The 17,803-nt window shown below is 36.7% G+C and carries 17 protein-coding genes and 5 tRNA genes; 21 read left to right on the top strand and 1 reads right to left on the bottom strand.

Annotated elements, in window-relative coordinates; translation table 11 throughout:
• Window positions 1-35: 35 nt before the first annotated feature.
• The 21 genes from BLS98_RS00395 (at window position 36) to BLS98_RS00495 (ending at window position 16,560) form a co-directional block, all read left to right on the top strand.
• A complete protein-coding gene (locus BLS98_RS00395; RefSeq protein ID WP_089732509.1) occupies window positions 36-926 on the top strand; it encodes a ParB/RepB/Spo0J family partition protein in 891 nt (296 codons plus the stop codon).
• Window positions 927-1,565, top strand: coding sequence for a DUF5683 domain-containing protein (locus BLS98_RS00400; protein ID WP_089732511.1), 639 nt, complete (start codon window positions 927-929; stop codon window positions 1,563-1,565).
• Between the two features lie 60 nt (window positions 1,566-1,625).
• Window positions 1,626-2,327 (top strand): 4-hydroxy-tetrahydrodipicolinate reductase, encoded by a 702-nt coding sequence (dapB, locus tag BLS98_RS00405; protein ID WP_089734360.1) that lies wholly within the window; start codon window positions 1,626-1,628, stop codon window positions 2,325-2,327.
• Between the two features lie 132 nt (window positions 2,328-2,459).
• Complete coding sequence (lepB, locus tag BLS98_RS00410) at window positions 2,460-4,109, top strand: signal peptidase I (protein WP_089732513.1); 1,650 nt, start codon at window positions 2,460-2,462, stop codon at window positions 4,107-4,109.
• A 56-nt stretch (window positions 4,110-4,165) separates the two neighbouring features.
• On the top strand, window positions 4,166-4,783 hold the full coding sequence (locus BLS98_RS00415; RefSeq protein ID WP_394331771.1) for a WbqC family protein: 618 nt from the start codon (window positions 4,166-4,168) through the stop codon (window positions 4,781-4,783).
• A gap of 80 nt (window positions 4,784-4,863) precedes the next feature.
• Entirely contained in the window at window positions 4,864-6,537 is a 1,674-nt protein-coding gene (locus BLS98_RS00420; protein ID WP_089732516.1) for a S8 family serine peptidase, read from the top strand.
• 227 nt (window positions 6,538-6,764) lie between these two features.
• Window positions 6,765-7,256, top strand: a complete 492-nt coding sequence (locus BLS98_RS00425; protein ID WP_089732518.1) for a lipocalin family protein — start codon at window positions 6,765-6,767, stop codon at window positions 7,254-7,256.
• A 26-nt stretch (window positions 7,257-7,282) separates the two neighbouring features.
• Window positions 7,283-7,972, top strand: a complete 690-nt coding sequence (locus tag BLS98_RS00430; RefSeq protein ID WP_089732520.1) for a YiaD family glycine zipper/OmpA-like lipoprotein — start codon at window positions 7,283-7,285, stop codon at window positions 7,970-7,972.
• A 108-nt stretch (window positions 7,973-8,080) separates the two neighbouring features.
• On the top strand, window positions 8,081-8,968 hold the full coding sequence (locus BLS98_RS00435; RefSeq protein ID WP_089732522.1) for a decaprenyl-phosphate phosphoribosyltransferase: 888 nt from the start codon (window positions 8,081-8,083) through the stop codon (window positions 8,966-8,968).
• Window positions 8,965-10,287, top strand: a complete 1,323-nt coding sequence (locus BLS98_RS00440) for an FAD-binding oxidoreductase (protein WP_089732524.1) — start codon at window positions 8,965-8,967, stop codon at window positions 10,285-10,287. Before BLS98_RS00435 ends, BLS98_RS00440 begins: the two co-directional genes overlap by 4 nt.
• Complete coding sequence (locus BLS98_RS00445) at window positions 10,287-11,012, top strand: SDR family NAD(P)-dependent oxidoreductase (RefSeq protein WP_089732525.1); 726 nt, start codon at window positions 10,287-10,289, stop codon at window positions 11,010-11,012. The genes BLS98_RS00440 and BLS98_RS00445 overlap by 1 nt, the downstream gene beginning before the upstream one ends.
• A gap of 4 nt (window positions 11,013-11,016) precedes the next feature.
• On the top strand, window positions 11,017-11,604 hold the full coding sequence (locus tag BLS98_RS00450; protein ID WP_089732527.1) for an HAD family hydrolase: 588 nt from the start codon (window positions 11,017-11,019) through the stop codon (window positions 11,602-11,604).
• Between the two features lie 24 nt (window positions 11,605-11,628).
• Window positions 11,629-12,102 carry a hypothetical protein gene (locus tag BLS98_RS00455; protein ID WP_089732529.1) on the top strand — a complete coding sequence of 158 codons (474 nt, stop codon included), beginning with the start codon at window positions 11,629-11,631 and terminating at the stop codon, window positions 12,100-12,102.
• Between the two features lie 2 nt (window positions 12,103-12,104).
• Window positions 12,105-13,280 (top strand): cysteine desulfurase family protein, encoded by a 1,176-nt coding sequence (locus BLS98_RS00460; RefSeq protein ID WP_089732531.1) that lies wholly within the window; start codon window positions 12,105-12,107, stop codon window positions 13,278-13,280.
• 87 nt (window positions 13,281-13,367) lie between these two features.
• The gene (trxA, locus tag BLS98_RS00465) at window positions 13,368-13,685 is read left to right on the top strand and encodes a thioredoxin (RefSeq protein WP_027374941.1); all 318 of its coding nucleotides are present in this window, start codon (window positions 13,368-13,370) and stop codon (window positions 13,683-13,685) included.
• 131 nt (window positions 13,686-13,816) lie between these two features.
• Window positions 13,817-13,890 (top strand) — tRNA-Asp (locus BLS98_RS00470).
• A gap of 33 nt (window positions 13,891-13,923) precedes the next feature.
• A tRNA-Asp gene (locus tag BLS98_RS00475) sits at window positions 13,924-13,997 on the top strand.
• Window positions 13,998-14,030: 33 nt separating this feature from the next.
• Window positions 14,031-14,104, top strand: a tRNA-Asp gene (locus tag BLS98_RS00480).
• Between the two features lie 32 nt (window positions 14,105-14,136).
• Window positions 14,137-14,210, top strand: a tRNA-Asp gene (locus tag BLS98_RS00485).
• 33 nt (window positions 14,211-14,243) lie between these two features.
• Window positions 14,244-14,317: transfer RNA gene (locus BLS98_RS00490), tRNA-Asp, on the top strand.
• Between the two features lie 497 nt (window positions 14,318-14,814).
• The gene (locus BLS98_RS00495; protein ID WP_089732533.1) at window positions 14,815-16,560 is read left to right on the top strand and encodes an amidohydrolase; all 1,746 of its coding nucleotides are present in this window, start codon (window positions 14,815-14,817) and stop codon (window positions 16,558-16,560) included.
• A gap of 57 nt (window positions 16,561-16,617) precedes the next feature.
• Here BLS98_RS00495 and BLS98_RS00500 read toward each other — a convergent pair whose 3' ends face one another.
• Window positions 16,618-17,799 (bottom strand): phosphatidylinositol-specific phospholipase C domain-containing protein, encoded by a 1,182-nt coding sequence (locus BLS98_RS00500; protein ID WP_089732535.1) that lies wholly within the window; start codon window positions 17,797-17,799, stop codon window positions 16,618-16,620.
• Window positions 17,800-17,803 lie beyond the last annotated feature (4 nt).

The following is a 17,803-nucleotide window of genomic DNA, read 5'->3' on the forward strand; positions in this document are numbered from 1 at the left end:
CATCACTTACCAAACATCATTTATCAATTATATCTATGAAGGACAAAAAAAGAGCTATGGGACGCGGCTTGGGCGCCATTTTAAGTGCAGAATCCAAAGCAACTGTAAATTCCGCTACCGATGAGGGAGCAGATAAGTTTGTGGGAAATATTGTAGAAGTTGCGCTTGAAGATATATATCCGAACCCAACGCAGCCGAGAACTTATTTTGATGAAAAAGCATTAGAAGAATTAGCACAGTCTATTAAAAACTTAGGGATCATTCAGCCGATTACCTTAAGAAAAGACGGTGAAAAATTTGAGATCATATCCGGGGAAAGACGTTACAGAGCAAGTAAAATTGCTGGTTTAACAACGGTTCCTGCTTACATCCGTTTGGTAAATGACCAGGAGCTTCTTGAGATGGCTCTTGTGGAAAACATCCAGAGAGAAGATCTTGATGCGATTGAAATTGCTCTTACTTATCACAGGCTATTGGAAGAAATCGGTCTTACTCAGGAAAATCTAAGCCAGAGAATAGGAAAGGATAGAAGTACCATTACCAATTCAATCAGACTTTTAAGATTGAATCCGGATATTCAGAATGCCATTAGAAGCGGTGAAATTTCTGCAGGACACGGTAGAGCAATCATTAGTGTTGAAAGTGAAGAAGATCAACAGGTTTTATTCGATCTTATCATCAAAGAAAAATTAAATGTTCGTCAGGCTGAACAGGCTGCGGCAGCATTAAAAAATCCAAAGTCTGCAGCCGCTAAAAAAGTAAATGCAGAACTTTCCAATAACTATAAAAGAGCCCAGAAGACTATCGCTGACATCCTGGATGTAAAAGTGGAAATCAAGGCTTCTGGAAATGGTAAAAAAGGTAAAATTGTTCTGGACTTCAAGAATGAAGAAGAGCTGGAATATATTTTATCCCATATTAAATAAATGAAGAAAATATTTTTCACATTTTTCTTGTGTATTGCTGCATGGGCTTATTCACAAGTTGCACCTATTGATACAGTTCGGATACAGACACCTCCGAAAGAGGAACTTCCTTTGGTAAAACCAACCAAAACGGAAGCTAAGATCATTGAAGATCTTGAAAAAGCCAATGGACCAACCAAAGTTACAGTAAAACTGAATCCAACCAGAGCAGGATTATATTCTGCGGTATTACCAGGTTTAGGACAGTTTTACAATAAAAAATACTGGAAAATTCCAATTGTTTGGGGAGCTGTGGGAGCAGGAGTAGGTATTGCCATATGGAATGATAATCAATACAAGAAATACCGCGAATACTATATTGCTAAGTTAAACGGAACCCCTAATGAGTTTGTGGATGCCCGTCCTTGGCTAGATAAGAGAGCGTTAGGAAATGCTCAGGACAGAGCAAAAAGGCAAAGAGATTATGCAATAGCTATTACTGGATTGATCTATATATTGAATATTGTAGATGCCGTAGTGGATGCACATCTTTATGAAAGCCGTCATGACCCTGATTTGACTTTTAAGCCATCATTGATTCAGGATCAATATGGATTTGATTCTCCAAAAACAGGATTTGCTTTAAGTTATAGATTTTAACACACAATATATACACGAAACCGAAAGGTGGAATGTAGTAATAAACATAAAAAAGATTACATGAAAATAGCATTAGTTGGTTACGGTAAAATGGGTAAGATAATTGATGAGATCGCACAGAAAAGAGGTCACGAAGTTGTTGCCCGCCTGAAGGAAACCCCAACTGCTGAAAATCTTAACAATCCGGATGTTGTTATTGAATTTTCCTTACCGGAAGTTGCATATGACAATATCAAAGCCTGTCTAGAAAATAAAATTCCGGTAATCTGCGGAACAACAGGATGGCTGGATCAAAAAGCTGAAATAGAAAAACTTGCTGTAGACAATGATACAGCGTTTTTATATGGTTCAAACTTCAGCTTAGGTGTTAATTTATTCTTTGCTCTCAACGAAAAACTGGCTGATCTAATGAAGAATGTGAATGAATATTCTTGTCAGCTGGAAGAAATTCACCATATCCATAAAAAAGATGCCCCAAGTGGAACTGCCATCTCTATAGCAGAAGGAATCATCAATAATAATCCAAAATTTGACGCTTGGAAACTGGAAGAAACAGAAGGTAAAGAACTTGGAATTTTTGCTGTTCGCGAAGATGAAGTTCCGGGAACTCACAGTGTTTTCTACAGAAGTGAAGTGGATGAAATTGAGATCAAGCATACCGCTTTCAACAGAAATGGCTTTGCATTAGGCGCAGTAGTAGCTGCCGAATGGATCAAAGACAAAAAAGGAAACTTCGGAATGAAGGACGTTTTAGGGCTTTAATTGTAACAAATTCTGTAAATTGCAGACCAATTATGAAAATGATGAATAGTGAATTGTCAATAGCGGAAAAGCTGTTATCATTTATTACTCATCATTTATCATTTATATCATAAGAACAGGCACAAAAAAATTATGAATTATTTTTTAACGTATACAGTGTATGTCCTCATTTTATCCGTGTTAATGGGGATTTCAACATGGAAGTTGTTTAAGAAAATGGGGTATAGCCCTTTATTTGCATTTATACCTTTCTATAACTATTTTATTATCCTTAAAGAAACAAAACATCCGAAATGGTGGGCGGTCCTTTCATATCTTCCGATTGTAGGGCCAATCATGATGTCTGTTTTCCATCTTTATTTAGTGAAGAAGTTCGGAAAAACACTTTTCAAGGATCAGATCCTTACTGTGATTCTTCCGTTTATCTACATGGCAACCATCAACTATTCTAAAGATGTAGAGTTGGAGGATGAAAATGCCAATGATCTGTATCTTACCGATGAAGAAAAAGAGGCCAAAAAGAAAGATACATTTCTGGGATCTATTACTTTCGCAGTAGTATTTGCAACCATTATTCACGTTTTTGTAACCCAGCCGTTCGGGATTCCTACAGGATCCATGGAGAGAACTTTATTGGTGGGAGATTTCCTTTTCGTAAATAAATGGAGCTATGGATACAGACTTCCAATGCGTCCTTTAGCAATACCATTCCTTCAGGGGACAATTATGGATACTGGAGAGAAAGGAAATCCTAAAGATGATCCTAAATCTTATGCAGATGGAGTAAAACTACCTTATACAAGAATTCTACAGTTCGATAAACCTCAGAAAAATGATGTAGTAGTTTTCAACTATCCTCAGGATTCTGTTCATACAGCAATAGACAGAAAAGATCCTTATGTAAAAAGATGTGTGGCTACAGCTGGTGATACTTTTGAAATGAGAGCTGGAAGGCTTTTCGTGAACGGAAAACCTGAAGCTGTTTTAGGAGATCAGGAAGTACAGCACAGATATATTGTTACAACTGATGGTCAACTAGACATTCCTACATTATATAAAGCGTACGGATTTTTACCGGTACAGGAATTACAGCAGAATAACGGAGGATTTATTTATGCCTTTCAAGGTCTTACAGATAAGATTGCTAAAGATATTAAAGAACTTCCTCATGTAGTGGACATGAAAGAAGATGTTTCGGTGAAGGGAGAAGCTGCAATAGCTTATAGAGACGAAGTCAGAACAAAAATCGATACAACACAATCTATCTTCCCTGTTAATAAACCATGGAATCAGGATTGGTACGGACCTGTAAGAATTCCTAAAAAAGGAGATGTGGTAGCTATCAATAATGAAACGCTTCCAATGTTCCAGTGGATTATTTCCGAATATGAGCATAACAGCTTAGAAAAGAAAAACGGAAAAATCTTTATCAATGGAAAAGAAGCTAATCAATATACCATTCAACAGGATTATTATATGATGGTTGGGGATAACAGAGATGCTTCATTAGATGCAAGATTCTTTGGTTTTGTCCCGGAAGAAAATATCGTTGGAAAACCAATGTTCACATGGATGAGTCTTCAGGGAGCTTTTGCCGACAGCAGTTCTTCGTATCAGGCACCATTCAAAATCCGTTGGGATAGAATGTTTAAAGCAACAAATACAGGCGAAGCCAATAAAACTTCATATTGGTGGATTGCTGCAATGATTTTAATATTATTCTTCGGTTGGGAGTATTTCGTGAAATTATTCAGAAAGAAAAAGACAGAAGACGAGCTATAAAAAAATTAAACTTAAAATAGAATGAAGTATTTGAAAAAATACTTCATTTTTGCATTATGAATATGAAGAATGTTTTATTGCCGGTATTTTATATGCCGCCGGTTTCATGGTTTTCAGTGTTTTTAGATGCTGAAAATGAAGTAGTATTGGAGCAGTTTGAGAACTTTCCAAAGCAAACCTATAGAAACAGAACCAATATCTATGGGGCTAACGGAAAATTATCTCTTATTATTCCTATCCATCATAACGGAAAAAGAGAATTTAAAGATATTGAAATTTCTTACAGGGAAGATTGGAGAACCCTTCACTGGAAATCCATTCAGACAGCCTATCAGAGTTCACCTTACTTCGAATATTATGAAGATAAGTTTAGAAAGATTTTTGATCTCAAAGAAAAGTTCCTTTTAGATTTTAACCTTAAAGGGTTAGAAATCATCCAACAGATATTGAAAACAGAAAAGGCACACTCTTTGAATGAAGAATATATCAAAAATCCGGAAGGGATTAGTTTCAGAGAGAAATTTTCTGCAAAACAGCCTTCAGAATTTCAAATGGAAAGCTATTATCAGACTTTCTCAGACAAATTCGGATTTTTAGAAGATTTATCGGTTCTGGATCTTATCTGTAACAAAGGCCCAGAATCACTTATTTACATAAAAAATATAAAACATTAATAGAAAGTCGTCACTATCGGAATTTCATTGCGAATAAAACGGATGACGGCTGTATATGACTTTAAAACAAATATCAATATATGAAAAAGGTATTATTAGCTGCAGTTTTTTTGACAGGTTTAGGATTCTCCTTTGCACAGGAGTCAAAAACTAAAAGTACTGATTCAAAAGAAGATAAAAACCTAATGATGTGGTATCACAAAGATTTTGCCACTTCAAAAGTGTATGGTGTTAATACAGAAAATGCATATAAATATCTGGAATCAAAAGGATTGAAGCCTAAAACGGTAATCGTAGGAGTTTTGGATAGTGGAGTACAGGTAGATCACCCGGGATTGGTGAAAAATATGTGGACTAATCCTAATGAAGTACCTGGAAATGGCAAAGATGATGACGGGAACGGCTATATCGATGATATTCACGGATGGAACTTCATAGGAGGGAAAAATGGTGATATTGATATCGACAATATGGAAGTAACAAGAGTTGTTGCCAAATACAAACCTCTGTTTGAAGGAGATGACTCTACAAAGAACAAAGCCAATCAGGCTAAAATGCCGGAAGATTTTGCCATGTATATGAAAGCCAAGGATCTTTTCACAAATAAAAGTGTAGAGTCTCAGCAAAACTTCAGAACCTATTCGATGATTAATGAGCTGATTCCAAATATGGTGAAGCTGTTAGCTGGAAAACCGGTAACAGCAGAAAATATTGCAGCCATTAAGAAGCCTACTGATCAAAAAGATGCTGTTGCTTTGGAAGTATTAAGCCAGGTTTCTCAAAGTCCGGACTTTAAAGGGAAATCCTCTGCAGAATTTGAAGAGAGAATGAAAAAGGATATGAAGGATGCCATCGATCATTATGCTCCTGCAGCAAAACAATACGACCTTTCATATGATCCAAGAAAAGAAATTGTAGGTGATAACTACGATGATTATTCTGAAAAGAATTACGGAAATAATCATTACGAAGGACCTGATGCAGAACACGGAACTCACGTTGCCGGAATTATTGCAGGACTTCCTCAAGGCAAAGAAATCCAGCACGGTATTGCTTCAAAAGTCGCTAAAATTATGACGGTAAGAGCTGTACCTAATGGTGATGAAAGAGATAAAGATGTTGCCAATGCCATCAGATATGCCGTAGATAATGGTGCTAAAATCCTGAACATGAGTTTCGGTAAGCCTGTTTCTCCAGGTAAAAACGTAGTTTGGGATGCTTTCAAATATGCTGAAGATAAAGGAGTTCTTTTGGTAAAAGCAGCAGGTAACGAAAATGAAGATGTTGCAGAACATTTAGCGTATCCTACCAACTACAAAAATGTTAATGATGAAAAACCATTTGTTAATAACGTTGTTGTAGTAGGAGCAAGTACAAATGATAACAATGCACTTAGAGCAAGCTTCTCTAACTTCAATAAGAAAATGGTAGATGTTTTTGCTCCGGGAGAAAGAATTTACTCAACAGTTAAAGGAAGTAAGTATGAATATTTAGACGGAACATCCATGGCTTCTCCGGTAGTATCGGGAGCAGCAGCAGTTCTGTTGGCTTATATGCCCAACCTTAAACCTGACCAGATTATTGAGTCATTAAAAAAATCAAGCAACCTGAGCACAGCTAATGGTTTTACTGATTTTTCTGCAGCAGGAGGGGTTATAGACGTGAAAAAAGCAGCAGAATACGCTTATAATAACTTCTATAACGGTAGCAAAGCTCCTGTTGTTAAAAAAGCAACTAAAGCTGTTAAAAAATAATTATTTATAAATGATTATGGTATCCATTTTATGAATGGAAAACTTAGAGATATAAAGGAAAAAACCGTGATATAATGCCGTTTTGCTTTCTTTAAAAAAATAGTTAAAATATTCATTTTTAAATATCTAATAAAAAAGTCCGAAATTTTTCGGATTTTTTTATTTTTTAAATACAATTTTGGCACGGTTTTTTGTAACTTTATTGTAACAAAATAATAAACAACAAAATGAAAAAGTTACTACTTGCAGGGATGTTAGGAACATCACTTTTTGCAGTGTCTTGTTCCTCTGTGAATAACGCAGCTACATCTCAGAATCAAAGAGCAGATTTTCTTAAATTAAAAGGAGATTGGCAGATTGTGAGCATAGACTACGATAAAGGGTATAAAATTAAGCCTTTTGACGAAGGGGCAGATGCGCAGTGTTTCGTTGGAAGCCACTGGAGATTAATTCCTAATAACTGGACAGGTGCTTACACTCTGAATGGAGGAGGAAGCTGCCCGGCAATTACACAGCCAATCAAGTTTGAAATCAAAAATGGTGATACATTTATGTTTAAAAAAGTTCTTGCAGGTACAAAAGCAAAACAGAACATTGCAGGTTATACTTTATCGGTAATTAACCAAACCACAGATCAGTTTTCTCTTCAGCAAGATGTTCCGTTTGAAGGAGGAAGTGTAAAAGTAGTTTACAACTTCGAAAGAACCGGAATGAAATAATTTAAATAACATAAAAGATTAAAAAAATGAAATTTACTAAAACATACGTAGGAGCTCTTTTCTTGTCATCAGCATTATTATTGACAAGTTGTGAAGCCGTTCAGAATTCAAATAACCAACAAAGAGGTACTGCTGTAGGAGTAGCTTCAGGAGCTGTATTAGGTGGTATCCTTGGAAACAATGTAGGAAGAGGAGGAAACGGTGCTATTGGTGCTGTACTAGGTGGTATTATCGGTGGTGTTGCGGGTAACGTTATCGGTAACAAAATGGATAAGCAGGCTAAAGATATTAAAGAAACTTTACCAGGTGCTCAGGTAGAAAGAGTAGGAGATGGTATTAAAGTTACGATGAATGAAAGTATCGTAAACTTTGCTTTCGACTCGTCAAATCTTACTTCTGTTGCACAGAATAATTTAGATAAATTAGCTAAAGTATTAGTTGATAATCCAGATACTAATATCAATATCTATGGTCACACAGACAGCGTAGGTAAAGATGCATACAACGTGGCACTTTCTCAAAGAAGAGCAGATGCTGTAAAAGCTTATTTAGTAGGAAAAGGATTGGCAGGAAGCAGAATGTTCACTAAAGGTGAAGGTAAAAATATGCCGGTTGCAAGCAATGATACAGACGAAGGTAGAGCTAAAAACAGAAGAGTTGAATTCGCTATTACTGCAAATGAAAAAATGATTAACGATGCCAAGCAAGGGCAGTAATTAATTTAACATATAAATATTTTCGTAAAAGACCGCCCCGGCGGTTTTTTTTGTATTTTTATGCCTGTCAATTTTTAATTTATTATTTTTGTAATTGAAATAACATAAATGAAAAAATATTTAAAACTGCTCCGTGTAGAGCAATGGGTGAAAAACCTTTTTGTATTTGTCCCTCTGTTTTTCTCCGGTAATATTACTAATCTTGATTTACTTACCAAAAGTATCTTCGCTTTTATCATCTTTTCATTCGCTGCAAGTGTTGTTTATATTCTTAATGATTATAATGACATTGAAGCAGACAGGAAACATCCTGAAAAAAGAAGACGTCCACTAGCAAGTGGTGCCATCTCGAAATCTACAGCAATAGGAATCCTTATAGGACTCGTAATTGCAGATATTGCTTTTGTAGGTTTTGCTCAGCTGTATTTTCAGCAGCCGTTATGGAAATTCGCAACCATTATTGCTTTTTATGTAATGATGAACCTTGCGTATACGTTCAGATTAAAGCATGTTCCAATCATTGATATTTTTATCATTGCCATAGGATTTGTACTTCGGGTTCTGGCAGGCGGTTACATTACCGGGATCAGCATTTCCCAATGGGCAATCTTATTGACTTTTGTTCTGGCATTAGTACTCGCCATAGGAAAGAGGAGAGGAGAGCTTATCAATGCTCAGGTTTCAGGAAAAACAAGAAAGGCTTTGGATGGTTATAATGTACAGTTTGCAGACATTGCATTGTCCATATCCATTACATTGGCGATTGTTTGTTATCTGATGTTTACCCTTTCCCCGGAAGTACAGGCAAGATTCCATGAAAGAGTATTTTATACCGTAGTTTTCGTTGTATTTGCCCTTCTAAGATATCTGCAGCAGACTTTGGTGTACAACAGAACAGAATCTCCTACAAAAATTGTGTACAGAGACCGTTATATACAGGTTACTTTATTACTTTGGGTGGCCACATTTTTAATTCAAATTTACTTTAAGAAATGAAGCCGAATTTCACACAGAAAGTTACAAACTGGGGTAATTTCCCAGTAGTAGAAAAAGAAATGAGATCTGAGGACAGCTTCAAAAACATAAAAGAATTCGTACTCAACCACAATGAAGTTATTGCAAGAGGAAACGGAAGATGTTATGGAGATGCTTCATTGGGAGAAAGCATATTTTCTACCAAAAAACTAAATAAATTCATCAGTTTCGACCGTTTGAACGGGGTTATAGAATGTGAATCCGGAGTATTGCTATCGGAGGTGCTTGAAATATCGGTTCCACAGGGATACTTCCTGTATGTAACTCCGGGAACAAAGTTTGTTTCTGTAGGAGGAGCTATTGCTTCTGATGTACATGGAAAGAATCACCATGCAGAAGGTTGTTTTTCAGAATATGTGATTGAATTTAAGCTGATGGTTGAGAACGGGGAAATCATTACCTGTTCAAGAGAAGAGAATTCAGAGAAGTTCTGGGCTACCATTGGTGGAATGGGACTTACAGGGATTATTCTGACTGCAAAATTTAAGCTTAAAAATATAGAATCTGCCTATATCCGTCAGGAAAGTATTAAAGCAGACAATCTGGACGAGATCTTTCAACTATTTGACGAAAGTGAAAGCTGGACGTATACCGTAGCATGGATTGATTGTCTTCAGAAAGGAAAAAATATCGGAAGAAGTATTCTGATGAGAGGAGAGCATGCTTTCCAGCATGAATTGCCCCAGAATATGGCAAAAACACCTTTAAGATTAAAGGGAAAACTACAGCCTACTATTCCTTTTTATTTTCCGGGATTCGTATTGAATGCACTGACAGTAAAGATTTTCAACTGGCTGTATTATAAAAAACAATCCAAGAAAGAAGTTAAGAATTTTATTGATTATGAAACGTTTTTCTATCCCTTAGATGCCATTAATGAATGGAATAAGATCTATGGAAAATCCGGGTTCATACAGTATCAAATGGTGATTCCGAAAGAGACAGGAAAAGAAGGAATGAAAAGAATTCTCGAAACAATCGCCAACAGTGGAAATGGTTCATTCTTAGCCGTATTGAAACTTTTCGGAAAGAACAATCCGGAAGCTTATAACTCTTTCCCGGTGGAAGGGTATACGCTGGCACTGGATTTTAAAGTAAATTCAAAACTGAAAAAACTGGTAGACGAGCTGGATAGTATTGTTCAAGAGTTTGGAGGAAGAATTTATCTTACCAAAGACAGCATGAGCAGATCTTCATTAACCAATTACCTGAAAAACATTCGAAGTCCTAAATTTGTGTCTTTACAGCACAAAAGAATCTTAAATAACAACAACTCATAATGATAGTTCTGGGAAGCACATCTGAAGTGGCACAGGCTTTTGTGGAAAAAGCACTTCAGGAAGGAGAAAAGTTTGAAAAAATCTATCTTTTTACCTCAAATAAAGAAACTACAGAAAGGTTTGCAAGACATATTGATGTGAAATTTCTGCAGCAGTCCGAAGTGATAGAGCTGGACCTGATGAAAGAAATTGATTACAACAAATTTGATTATATCAATTCAAATGTATTATTTTGTGCCGTAGGATATTTAGGAGAAGGAACAGAAGAAGGATTGTATGATAATAAAAATACAGAACGTATTATTAATATCAATTACTCTAAACTGATTCCGGTAATGAATTATTTTGCCCATAAATTTGAAAGCAGAAGATCTGGAACAATTATCGGGCTTTCATCAGTGGCAGGAGATCGTGGAAGACAGAGTAATTTTATTTACGGAAGTGCAAAAGCTGCTTTTACAGCTTATCTGAGTGGACTCAGAAATTATCTTTTCAGTAAAAAAGTACATGTACTTACGGTAAAGCCGGGGTTTATGGCAACGAAAATGACAGAAGGTCTGCCTTTAAATCCTAAACTAACAGCAACTCCAAAGCAGGCAGCTGCTTGTATTTATAAAGCGTTCAAAAAACAAAAGGACGTAGCGTATGTTTTGCCGATTTGGAGTATTATGATGATGATCATCAGGAATATCCCTGAATTTATATTTAAAAAGTTAAAGCTTTAAAAAAATGAAAAAGTTGTATTGTTTTGATTTTGACGGAACCCTGACGTATAAAGATACCATGTTTATGTATCTTAAATTCTACGATTCTACAAAATATAGAATACAATTTTTAAAACATGTCCCGCTTTTCATTCTGTTGAAACTTAAATTAGCAGAAACCGAAAAAGTGAAGAAAAGCTTTATCGGATCTATCCTAAAAGGGCAGACTCAGGAGAAAATAGAACTAAAATCCAAGCAGTTCTTTGAATTACATTACCCTAAAATTGTAAGAGATAATGCGCTGGATTTTATTCAAAATATCGATAGGAATAATACACAGAGTTTATTGGTAACCGCCTCTTTGGATATCTGGGTGAAACCTTTTGCCGAGGTATTGAAAATGCAGCTCGTTTCTACGCGGGCAGAGTTCAAGAACGGTGTTTTCACGGGAAATTTCATTGGAAAAAACTGCAATGGTAAAGAAAAACTGGTTCGAATAAAGGAAGAAATCCACGATTCCAAGTATGATAAAATTATTGCATTTGGTGATACTTCCGGGGATAAGCCAATGTTGAAATGGGCAAATGAGGGACATTACCAATTTTTTCACTAATTTTGGGTGATAAAAGTGTAAAAAATGAAAAGTCTGTTAATTGCATGTACAGCCATCCTGATGAGCTGTGCAAGTACAACAACATCTCAACAAAAATCGTCTGATATGCAGCAGAAAGCAGAACTTCTTGTGACCCAATCTCAGGGGGGTGCAGAACAACCTGGTTTTAGAATTATTAAGGACGAGAAAGAATATCTGGCCCTTGGAAAAAGTGGTTTTCAACTTGTAGAAGAAGGAAAAGAGGCTGGATCTAATTATCCGAAATTTCCAAAAGATAAGAAAGTTGTTGTATACAATTTGGGGAGCTTCAGATCAGGTAGCCATAGCATCAATGAGATTAAAGGAGTATCTGTAAAGAATAATATCCTGTATGTAGAAGTTCCGGCTGGAGAACCTTCCGGTGGAATGGAAATCCAGGTGCTTTCTAACCCTTGGTTCGTTTTTGCTGTTCCTGCAAATTACCAGTTTACCTCTGTAGAATTAAAATATTCAAAATAATAATGGATAAAATATATTTAGATAATGCCGCAACCACTCCGCTTGCAGAAGAAGTTATAGATGCAATGGTTGGTACGATGAAGATGAACTTCGGAAACCCGTCTTCAACTCATAGCTTTGGACAGGAAGCCAAAATCCTTATTGAAAATGTAAGAAGACAGGTTGCAGACTATCTTCATGTAACTCCTGCTGAGATCATTTTCACTTCTTGTGGAACAGAATCCAATAATATGATTATCAAATCCTCGGTGGAACACCTTGGAGTAGAAAGAATCATCAGCTCACCTTTGGAACATAAATGTGTTTCTGAAAGTATCCTTGATATGAAGGCGAGAAAAGGAGTAGAAGTAAATTATATCCGTCCTAACGAAAAAGGAGATATTGACCTTAATAAATTAGAAGAGCTGCTAAAAGCATCAGATAAAAAGACTTTGGTAAGTTTAATGCATGCCAATAACGAAATAGGAAATATCGTTGATATTAAAAAAATTGCAGCATTATGTAAAGCGAATAATGCTCTTTACCATTCTGATACAGTGAAGACGATGGCTCACATGGAGTTTGATTTTTCAGATATTCTTGTAGATTTTGCTTCTTGCAGTGCTCATAAATTCCACGGTCCAAAAGGAGTAGGTTTTGCTTTTATTAGAAAAGCTACTGGTTTGAAAGGAATTATTACTGGTGGGCCTCAGGAAAGAAGTCTGAGAGCAGGAACTGAGAACGTTTGTGGTATCGTAGGATTGGGTAAAGCGTTGGAGCTTTGCATCAACAATATGGAGGCTTATGCTGGTCATATCAGAGAAATTAAAAAATACGCTATCGAAAAATTATCTGCAGAGGTTCCCAATATTAAATTCAATGGACGAAGCGGGGAGATGGAAAATAGTGTTGATAGTGTTTTAAGCGCATTACTTCCATACAAAAATCCCTTGATCGGGTTGCAGCTGGATATGAAAGGTATTGCAATTTCTCAGGGAAGCGCATGTTCTTCCGGAGCATCTAAACCATCAATGGTTATGATGATGGTGCTTTCAGAGGACGAAATGGATCATTGTACACCATTACGTATCTCTTTTAGTCACTTAACTACAAAAGCTGAGATAGATGCATTGGTTAATGCCTTAAAAGAGATTTCAAAGGACTATGCTATAGAAAAAACTAATGTTGAGCATAGATAGTCTTATGATGTAAAAGTCGTAATTTTGAAGACTCAATAGAAGAATTGAAAACAAGAAAATAATATTAATTAAAATAAAAGAAACAAAATGGCTTTAGAAATTACAGACAGCTCATTCCAGGATACCGTTTTAAAATCAGACAAACCAGTTTTAGTTGACTTCTGGGCAGTATGGTGTGGACCTTGTAGAACATTAGGACCAATCATCGAAGAAGTGGCATCAGATTTTGAAGGAAAAGCAGTAGTAGGGAAAGTGGATGTAGACAACAACCAGGAAATTTCAATGCAATATGGTATTAGAAATATCCCTACAGTTCTTATTTTTAAGAACGGAGAAGTAGTAGATAAATTAGTAGGTGTAGCTCCAAAAGAGGTAATCGCTGAAAAATTAAGCGCTCACTTATAAAAAAATAAATTTGATAATGAATGCCTTCCGCGATTGGAAGGCATTTTTTTTGAAAATAATTTGCAGGTAATAAAAAAAGGTGTAATTTTGCAACCACGAAAAAGAAACGACGTTCTTTCAAACAAAAACATGATCCGGTAGTTCAGCTGGTTAGAATGCCGCCCTGTCACGGCGGAGGTCGCGGGTTCGAGTCCCGTCCGGATCGCATAAAGTTTTTCAATTACTTTTAAAAAAGATTGATCCGGTAGTTCAGCTGGTTAGAATGCCGCCCTGTCACGGCGGAGGTCGCGGGTTCGAGTCCCGTCCGGATCGCAGAAGTTTTCTCAATTTCTTTTTAAAAAAATTGATCCGGTAGTTCAGCTGGTTAGAATGCCGCCCTGTCACGGCGGAGGTCGCGGGTTCGAGTCCCGTCCGGATCGCAGAAGTTTTCTCAATTTCTTTTTAAAAAATTGATCCGGTAGTTCAGCTGGTTAGAATGCCGCCCTGTCACGGCGGAGGTCGCGGGTTCGAGTCCCGTCCGGATCGCAGAAGTTTTCTCAATTTCTTTTTAAAAAAATTGATCCGGTAGTTCAGCTGGTTAGAATGCCGCCCTGTCACGGCGGAGGTCGCGGGTTCGAGTCCCGTCCGGATCGCAAAAAGTCTTCTAGAAATAGAAGACTTTTTTTATTTTAATGCCATCAAGGATTCTATTTCTATGGTAAATATTTGTTTTGTTATTGGATTTTTAATCATATAAAGAAAATTCTACAAATTTGTATAATTAATTCTATAAAATATTTTCAATTTGCTTTTTAATTTGTTTTATTTTTACAAATATTGCTTAGCCGTTAAAATGAAAATTCCGCAAAAGGGAATTTGAAAGCTTTTGTAAATTTGAGTTTTACTGGAGTTGAAATTCGGAACAAAATCCAACCAGCAGAATGTCGGGTCTGAACTTGTAGAGCTGGAAATATCATTATCTTTTTTATCACGAATACCTTCACGGAAATATCTTAAACAGCTGGATCTTACTCTATGCTAGCCTCAACAACTATATTAATCCCGAGGTAATTTTTTATTATGTAAATATTCAGCCCATACAATATGGACTGTTGAATCATAAAAACTAATAACAAAATCAAAAATTGACATGAAAAAGATTAAATTTTTTCTGTTGAGTATTGCTCTTGCCGGTTTAATTTCCTGCAAGGACTCCTCAACTACGTACAAAGACATTACGGAAGCTAAGGGTAATGGAGTTATTTATTTTGGTGGTGATATCCTTACGATGGTAGGGGATACTCCCAATTATGCTGATGCGGTATGGATTAAAGACGGGAAAATTGCTTACATCGGCAGCTTAGAAGAAGCAAAGAAACAGGGAAAGGGAGCAGAACTGGCTAATCTTGAGGGGAAAACTTTATTGCCAAGTTTCATTGATGCTCATAGTCATTACATCAATTCATTGTCGGTGGCAAATCAGGCGAATGTTTCTCCTGCACCTATTGGTCCGGGGAAAGATGTAAAAAGTATTATTCAGACTATGAAGAAGTTTCAGGCGGATAAAAAAATTCCTGAAGGGGAAGATATTATTATCCAGGCTTATGGTTATGATGATACAATGATGCCTAATGACAGTCTTTTGAACAGGGATGATCTTGATGCTGCCTTCCCGCATAATCCGGTAATTGTCGGGCATATTTCAATGCATGGAGCAGTGCTGAATTCTATGGCCCTTAAAAAGTTTAACATCACAGATAAAACGGTTACACCTCCAGGTGGAGTAATTGTACGTAAACCTGGTACCAATGAGCCTTATGGCTTAATTATGGAAACAGCCTATCTTCCGATTTTTGATAATTTACCTAAACCTACTAAGGAGCAGGAGATCGAATGGTCAAAAATAGGTCAGATGATGTATGCGGAAGCAGGGATCACAACAGCTCATGACGGAGCAACAAAAATAAGCGATCTGGATGTGATGAAAAGAGCGAACAAAGCGAATGTCAATATGATTGATGTTATAGCATTTCCGTTTATTACAGATCTGGATACTATTTTAGCAAAGTACCCTCAAAAAGATTGGTTAAAATATGATAATCATTTTAAAATAGGAGGGGTGAAAATTACTATAGACGGATCTCCTCAAGGGAAAACGGCTTATTTTACAACTCCTTATCTTCACGGAGGGCCTAATGGTGAAACAAAATGGACAGGCGAGCTAACTTTCCCACAATCGGACATTAATAATATGGTTAAAAGGGTGTATGCAATGAATGTTCCGCTTAACCTCCATGCCAATGGTGACGGTGCTATTGATGCATTCCTGCAGGCGCATAAGGAAGCGGCTAAGGATGATCTTACTAAAGATCGACATGTTACGATGATTCATTCCCAATTTGTGAGAAAAGATCAACTTGAGGAATATCCTAAGTTTAAAATTCTCCCGTCATTTTACACCTTGCACACCTATTATTTTGCAGATGCTCATATCAATAATAGAGGGCAGACACAGGCTGATTATATGAGCCCGATGAAAGATGCGATAGGATTGGGACTGAAGCCAACCAATCATACAGATTTTGTTGTTTTGCCATTAGATCAGATGATGGTGCTTTGGTCATCAGTGAATAGAATTTCCCGTAATAATAAGCCTATAGGTCCGGACCAGCGTGTTACTCCTTATCAGGGACTTCAGGCAATAACGATACATCCGGCTATTCAGTATATGGAACAGGCTGCGAAAGGAACTTTGGAGAAAAATAAGCTTGCGGATCTGGTCATTCTGGATAAGAATCCTTTGAAAGAAGATAAGATGAAAATTAAAGATATCAAAGTACTTCAAACCATTAAAGAAGGAAAAGTGATTTACTGCAAAGAATGTAATAAATCTTAATGATAAAATGATAAACTATAAACTCCCGGCTCTGTTTCCAGAATCGGGAGTTTTGATTTATTGACATGAAGTATTGACAGGATTATTAAAATAGTCTTTCCTTTGAGGCGGCTGTACAAAGTAAGGAGTACCATACGTATTTCCCGGGCGGAAAAAATCAGTGGAAACAACCTGGGCACCGCTGCTGAAAGCTGCTTTGGAACGGGTAAAATCATTAACCTTGGCCTCATAGGTTTCAATATCCGATCTTGTTCTTACCATATAGCCCTCTTTTACCAGATCCTGGATCTCTTTTTGTCTTATAATGGCATTATCCCTTAATATGAATCCTGCAAAGGAATCCTCGGGCTCACTGTTCAGAAACATCACTCTTTCTTTTAGAGAATTATTGATAAGATAAGGATTGTTTTTAGAAGATAGAGTTCCTGCACCTCCGGGTAACAGCATAAAAATAAATTTCCCTTTGCTCTCATTCAGTGTTGGCCAATTGTTATGGGTAACAGCTTCTTTTAATGTGATGTATTTTCCCTGAACTTCTTTTGGAGTAATGATCTTATCTTTTCCAAGATATTTTACAATTTCAGCATCCAGATCATCATAAGCCTTTTTATCAAATGCTAAGACCTTTGTGCTATTTTCAAGAATAGGAAATCCAGAGTCTTTAGCTTCGATCATCATAAAAACAGGAGTGTGCCCAGGATGTTCATCTGACCATGTTTTAAGGCTTGTAAGTGCATCTTTCAAAGTAGGATAGTGGGTTCTGAAATCAATATCAGCCATATGCAATACTTTAAATCCGGGTTGATCTAGTCCTTTCGTTTTAAAAGGAGCTAAATCTGTTACGCCTTTTGTTTTTAAAACTTCATAAGAGGCAGGATGGCTGAATCTGTTGCCTTCCGGATCATAATAAACATCTATTTCCAACCCACGGAGATTGGCATTAAGCTGTTCTGTGAAATCAGGGTGGTTATAGTTTAATCCTTCTTTTAAATCCATTCCGTTAGGGTGATACTCTTTGAATTTGGCTTTCTGCTCTTCAGACATCATGCTGTCATACTTTTGCATCATTCCTTTAATGATTGGAGTAACCATATCCAGAACTTTGGGATCTACCGGCTGAGCGTATGAATTATGTGTTCCTACAATCTGCAGTTGATTGATCTTTGGGTTCTGACATTGGTTTTGTGCCTGTACTAATGCTGTCATACAAAATGCAGCTCCGTATATATACTTTTTCATTGAT

The organism is Chryseobacterium jejuense, from assembly GCF_900100075.1.
In the GTDB taxonomy this organism is placed as follows: Bacteria; Bacteroidota; Bacteroidia; order Flavobacteriales; family Weeksellaceae; genus Chryseobacterium; species Chryseobacterium jejuense.

Bases quoted from the DNA above. Each gene is read 5' to 3' on its own strand.
- BLS98_RS00460 (WP_089732531.1), top strand. From the start codon at position 12,105: ATGGATAAAATATATTTAGATAATGCCGCAACCACTCCGCTTGCAGAA.
- BLS98_RS00440 (WP_089732524.1), top strand. From the start codon at position 8,965: ATGAAGCCGAATTTCACACAGAAAGTTACAAACTGGGGTAATTTCCCA.
- trxA (WP_027374941.1), top strand. From the start codon at position 13,368: ATGGCTTTAGAAATTACAGACAGCTCATTCCAGGATACCGTTTTAAAA.
- BLS98_RS00425 (WP_089732518.1), top strand. From the start codon at position 6,765: ATGAAAAAGTTACTACTTGCAGGGATGTTAGGAACATCACTTTTTGCA.
- BLS98_RS00500 (WP_089732535.1), bottom strand. From the start codon at position 17,799: ATGAAAAAGTATATATACGGAGCTGCATTTTGTATGACAGCATTAGTA.
- BLS98_RS00495 (WP_089732533.1), top strand. From the start codon at position 14,815: ATGAAAAAGATTAAATTTTTTCTGTTGAGTATTGCTCTTGCCGGTTTA.
- BLS98_RS00400 (WP_089732511.1), top strand. From the start codon at position 927: ATGAAGAAAATATTTTTCACATTTTTCTTGTGTATTGCTGCATGGGCT.
- BLS98_RS00445 (WP_089732525.1), top strand. From the start codon at position 10,287: ATGATAGTTCTGGGAAGCACATCTGAAGTGGCACAGGCTTTTGTGGAA.
- BLS98_RS00450 (WP_089732527.1), top strand. From the start codon at position 11,017: ATGAAAAAGTTGTATTGTTTTGATTTTGACGGAACCCTGACGTATAAA.
- BLS98_RS00395 (WP_089732509.1), top strand. From the start codon at position 36: ATGAAGGACAAAAAAAGAGCTATGGGACGCGGCTTGGGCGCCATTTTA.
- BLS98_RS00430 (WP_089732520.1), top strand. From the start codon at position 7,283: ATGAAATTTACTAAAACATACGTAGGAGCTCTTTTCTTGTCATCAGCA.
- BLS98_RS00415 (WP_394331771.1), top strand. From the start codon at position 4,166: ATGAATATGAAGAATGTTTTATTGCCGGTATTTTATATGCCGCCGGTT.
- dapB (WP_089734360.1), top strand. From the start codon at position 1,626: ATGAAAATAGCATTAGTTGGTTACGGTAAAATGGGTAAGATAATTGAT.
- lepB (WP_089732513.1), top strand. From the start codon at position 2,460: ATGAATTATTTTTTAACGTATACAGTGTATGTCCTCATTTTATCCGTG.
- BLS98_RS00435 (WP_089732522.1), top strand. From the start codon at position 8,081: ATGAAAAAATATTTAAAACTGCTCCGTGTAGAGCAATGGGTGAAAAAC.
- BLS98_RS00420 (WP_089732516.1), top strand. From the start codon at position 4,864: ATGAAAAAGGTATTATTAGCTGCAGTTTTTTTGACAGGTTTAGGATTC.
- BLS98_RS00455 (WP_089732529.1), top strand. From the start codon at position 11,629: ATGAAAAGTCTGTTAATTGCATGTACAGCCATCCTGATGAGCTGTGCA.